We start from the raw sequence: 5,056 nt of genomic DNA, 5'->3' as shown, positions 1-5,056 counted from the left end.
TCGTTCAACCAGCGCCCACGTGCCCTCCAGGACAAATACGCCGCAATCATAATGGTTCGTCTGTCTGGCCATGGGGGCTGGCGCCAAGGTGGCATTCAGCAGTCCTGCGAGCTGTTTTGCAGGCACGTCGTTATATCCCTCTCGCTGGAGGGAGTCGTAGTGATAGGCGAACCGCCTTTCCGGGTCGCGGCGATCAACGAGCAGCAGCGACCAATGGGTGCCGGGGCTAGTAGCCGTGCCATTATTCACTGGCAAGAACAGGAAGTCGGCTGTGGCGTTGTTTTGATTATAGATGGACTGCAATATGCCTCGAGCGTCTTGCGGCGACGTGTGTCGCAGTAGATGGGATACGGAAGGATCCACCAGCCGAGTCCGGGCAGCGAGCGCCGGATTGATCCCCTGCAGTTGCCCCTCCAGCAAATTGTAATCTCTCTGGATATGGGCGTCGCTCAGCCATTCGGCGGCGCCGAGCACCCGCCCCGTTGCAACGTTGGACGGGGCTGTCGGATCGAGCGCCCCGATCTGAGCCCCAGAGGAACTGGTAGTCAGTGTGGTCACATCAACCAGTGGAAGGCCGCGGTAGGTGCCTGGCAGCCTAGCGGTTGCTGGCGAGGCGGGTTGGGGAGCTCTTGCCGGTGCCGCTGGCCCAGCTTCAGCAGCGGCCCCAACGCGCCTGGTGACTGCGTCTGCCGGATGAGCAGAAAGGACAGTTTCGCGCCCGAGCACAATGCGCGGCAGGATATCCCGGAGGTGAGCCAATGCAGAACTGATACTTAGCCTATTACCATAGGAGACAGCCTTGAAGCTCTCAACATCTTTATCCAGCGATTTGTCGTGAATCCGAGCCGCAATCCCAAGCTTGTTATTTTGACGCAGGTACTGACTAAAATGTCTAAGAAAATTTGTATAGCCGCCCACGGTATCTGGATTCCGTCCGGTCGCAGGCGCTGCCAGGTACTCCTTGGTCGAAGCGGCTCTGTAATTTCTAATGAGCTCGGCATCGTCAGGATAGGGGATCACGACAGGGCGAGCCATAATCGGGGCTCCGCCTGTCGACTTCTTGAGGTAACGCAGTGCGCCAGCCACGGTGGAGGAACCACCCGTACTCTCGTACTCCTTGAGATCCTGATCCAGCGACGAATGGTAAAGCCGAGCAGCAAACCCTGGCTTGTTGTTTTGAAGGAGCCACCGACTAAAGCCGAAAAGAGAATTTACATTGTAAGTGACCGTGTTCGCTTTGGCCTTACCCGCGTGGAATGCTGCCCTCAGCCCTTCGATAGCGGTCGCATCGTTGGAATAGACAGGACGCTTGTCGGCACCGTCGGGGACTACAATTGGACGATCCGGCTGCACTGTCGAGGGCATCGACCCACCACCTCCGGGATGCGGTGCTGGGGTGGATTCGTGCTCATCCCTCTGCCTGACGAGCTGCGCCTCACATTCCGGTGTAGCCACCTCATGAGGATCCTGCATCGGTTCGATCCCCTCCATCTCCTGCTGCAACCAAGCCAAAGCTTGGCGAGCGGCCTGCGCGGCTTCATCAACCGCGGAGGATGTCTCCACACCTCTGGCGGACGCCGGCAGAGCCTGCTCCGCCCGCCGTCGAAAGAGCTCTGGCGAGGCGGATTTCTCCGCCCACAATCTGGGCTGCGTAGCGAGTCCCCGTCCAGATTTATGTGGCACCGCCTCGCTTGGCAGCGGGCTGCTCCTGTCCCGTGCAGCTACCAGCTCCTCCGGGGCGCCCTGGTCGCCGTGGCGCCAGTTCAAGTGAGGGACGGCCTCTCCAAAGTCGGGCGCTTGGTGTTGGTGCGCGGTTGGGGCGAGAGACAATGGTAGATCGGTGCCCTCCTTATAACCTACCGGCAGGAGCTCCTCTGGCCAATCGAATCCCTGCTGTGGTGCGGTATGCTGAGCAGCGTCGCCACGGGGACGAGCCTCCATGCTGACCGCGTTTTCCAGATGATTCCCGAGTATAACGCGCGGCGGGTTCTTGCGGAGATAAACCAGCGCAGATTCGATCGGAGCTCCACCATTAGAGGAGGCGGCCTTGTAGCTCTCAACATCTTTATCCAGCGATTTATCGTAAATGCGACCCGCAATTCCGAGCTTGTCATTTTGACGTAGGTAATGACTGAAATGGTTAAGAGCAGTTGCGTAGCCGCTCGCGGATCTGAAATGTCTGGTGAGCGCGGCGTCGTCAGGATGGGGGTTCAGGACAGCGCGACCCACAATCGGGCCGGCTCCGCCCATCGACTTCATCAATTGACGCAGTGCGCCAGCCACGGTGGAGGAACCACCCCTACTCTCGTACTCCTCGAGATCCTGGCTCAGCGACGGATGGTAAAGCCGAGCAGCAAGCCCTGGCTTGTTGTTTTGAAAGAGCCAACGACTAAAGCCGAAAAGAGAATTTGTGCTGCGAGTGACCGTGTCCGGCCTGGCTTTACCCGCAAGGAGTGCTGACTTCAGCCCTTCGATGGCGGTGGCATCGTTGGAATAAACAGGACGCTTGTCGGCACCGTCGGGGACCACAATTGGACGATCCGGCTGCACTGTCGAGGGCATCGACCCGTCGAGATGCGGTGCTGGGGTGTATTCGTGCTCGTCCCCCTGCATCACAAGTTGCGCCTCCCGTTCCGATGTACCCACCTGATCGGTGGGGAGTTGCATCATCACGCGAGCGCCTGAGTTGCCAACCTCACCTGGTTGCCGCTCAGTGACAGCATGCTGCAGATTGCTTTGGATCCTCTGCCTCTTCGTTGGTCTCAACTCACCTTTACCATGCGAGCCATTGACGAGGACCTCCTCGCCTAGCGCACCCATCAACTCGTCCGCCGCCTGCAGTTCGCCCAAGTGCTGCTCAAAACCGGCTTGGCCGGCCTGTCCGCTTGCTCGTGCGGTACGGCGTGCTGCACCTGCAGCCAAGCTGCCACGATGAATGTCTAGTTTGTACGGGTGCACGCTATCCTCACTTCCACAGATCACATGAGCAACCTACTCAGGCAAGCTTTCGAGAGGCTGACGAGGTCCGCCGCCGCGGAAGGCGAAGGCTGGTTTTCTGCTCAGCGGTTGACGGCCTCGCGTGTTGCGGCCGCGCCGGGTATCACGCCAATCAATCTGAATAGTCGATGCGTCAAACGAACCAGGATGGGATTTTCGTAGCGGGGCTGCTCTACTCACTCTTGTCCTGAGGGCAGAATTCAACCATATCGCCGAGCAACTGGATGCCGATTGGATACCCGATCCGGAAAGCTTCAGCTCATATGTGACGCGAGGATGAGAATCGTGGCAGCTCCAGACCGACGGGCTGCCACCCACAGCGGCGATGACCGACGAGGGTCTTCTATTGCCAAGGCAATCGTCCGTTCGGGGACCTATGTGTTCCAATGCTCGTCGAGCGGATCGGTGGGCCGCACCGCCGTAGCGTTACGGCGAGCGGAAGCGGCGTTGGGTGCGGCTTTTCCCCTGAACGCTTCACACCAGGCTGATAGGGGATCTTGCAATCGCACACACGCGGTCTGCAGGCGTGCCTATCAAGCAGTTTGCTCAGACCAACGCCGCGGCGAGCCGATCCTCAATACGCAGCGCAAGTCCTAGACTCCACGATCGTCCTTCGGTGCAGATTTGCTCGCGCCTCGCCCTGATTACAGCTGATAAGGCGAGCTAACAATTGCAAGAGCCACAAGCTATTCCAGCTCGATCGGTTTGGTGTTCCAGTCGGGCGGGGTCTGACCGAGAATGTTGCGAACGAAGAAGTCTAGGAGTTTGCGCTCGGTGTAGGTGCCTAGAGTATGGTGATTGGCACCAGGAACGTAGACCATGTCAAAATCTTTTCCTGCCTTGATGAGTCGATCGGCAAGCTGGAACGAGCAAAACGGATCGACATTATCATCCATTTCGCCGACCGCGATCATCAGCTTGCCCTGCAGCCTGTGAGCATTGTCAACGGCGGAGGATTGCGAATATTCAATGCCGACCGGCCACCCCATCCAAAGTTCGTTCCACCAGGTCTTGTCTATCCTGTTGTCGAAGCAGCCGTTTTTGGCGACGGCGACCTTGTAGAAATCGGGGTGAAAGAGCAGCGCGCTGACTGCACTCTGGCCGCCGGCGGATGCGCCAAAAATGCCGACGTTGGATATGTCGTACCATGGATATTGCGCGGCCGCCGCCTTGTGCCACAGAATGCGATCGGGAAATCCTGCGTCCTTCAGATTCTTCCAAGCAACATCATGGAAGGCGCGGGAGCGGTTGTTGGTGCCCATGCCGTCGATCTGAGCAACGACGAAGCCCAGCTGCGTGAGCGGCTCTGTCCACCGCGAGAAGGATTTTGGGACGAAGGAGCCGTGGGGTCCAGCATAGATATTCTCCACAACCGGGTATTTCTTCGTCGGGTCGAAGTTGGCTGGCAGGTGGAGCACGCCCCAGATGTCAGTTTTGCCGTCGCGCCCCTTGGAATGGAAACTGAGCGGCGGCTGCCAGCCTGCGGCGACGAGCTCAGAAATGTCGGCCGTCTCGATCTGCTGGAGCTTGGCATTGTCGCTGGCGCGGTAGAGTGCCATGCGCGGGGGCAGATCGATGCGTGACCAGAGATCGACATAATAGCGCCTGTCAGGCGAGAACTCGATATGGTGGTTGGCCGGTTCGGGCGTCAGTGCAGTCAGTCCCTTGCCGTCAAAGCCGATGCGGTAAGCATGGACCCAATAGGGGTCCTCCTGCGAGTTCATCCCGCTCGCCTCGAACCAGATCTGACGCTTGACCGGATCGACATGGTTGACCCTCCGGACGACCCACTCACCTCGCGTGATCTGGTTTTCGAGCGCGCCTGTCCGGCCGTTGAAAAGATACAAATGCTCATACCCGTCGCGCTCTGATGCCCAGATGATCTCCTTCCCGTCATCGACATCGTAACGGAAGATTTTTCCGGCATCCTCCTGGCCATGCCCCAGCGGCAAATAATCAACGAATGTCTCGCTGGTCTCATCGATCAGGGAGCGCCCGCGGCCCGAGGCGGCGTCTACCTCGACCAGGCGATAAAGCTGATGCCCGCGCTGGTTATATT

At 58.9% G+C, this 5,056-nt stretch carries 2 protein-coding genes; both read right to left on the bottom strand.

The features are described 5' to 3' along the window. On the bottom strand, positions 1 to 2,850 hold a 2,850-nt coding region (locus EN939_RS20395), incomplete at its 3' end, for a Ulp1 family isopeptidase (protein ID WP_245473126.1). A gap of 833 nt (positions 2,851 to 3,683) precedes the next feature. Beyond that, positions 3,684 to 5,056 (bottom strand): S9 family peptidase (locus EN939_RS20390; protein WP_164751106.1); only part of this gene is annotated, 1,373 nt, incomplete at its 5' end.

It is taken from the genome of Mesorhizobium sp. M7A.F.Ca.CA.002.05.1.1, assembly GCF_003998335.1.
In the GTDB taxonomy this organism is placed as follows: Bacteria; Pseudomonadota; Alphaproteobacteria; order Rhizobiales; family Rhizobiaceae; genus Mesorhizobium.
This window is presented reverse-complemented; position numbering and strand designations above follow the sequence as displayed.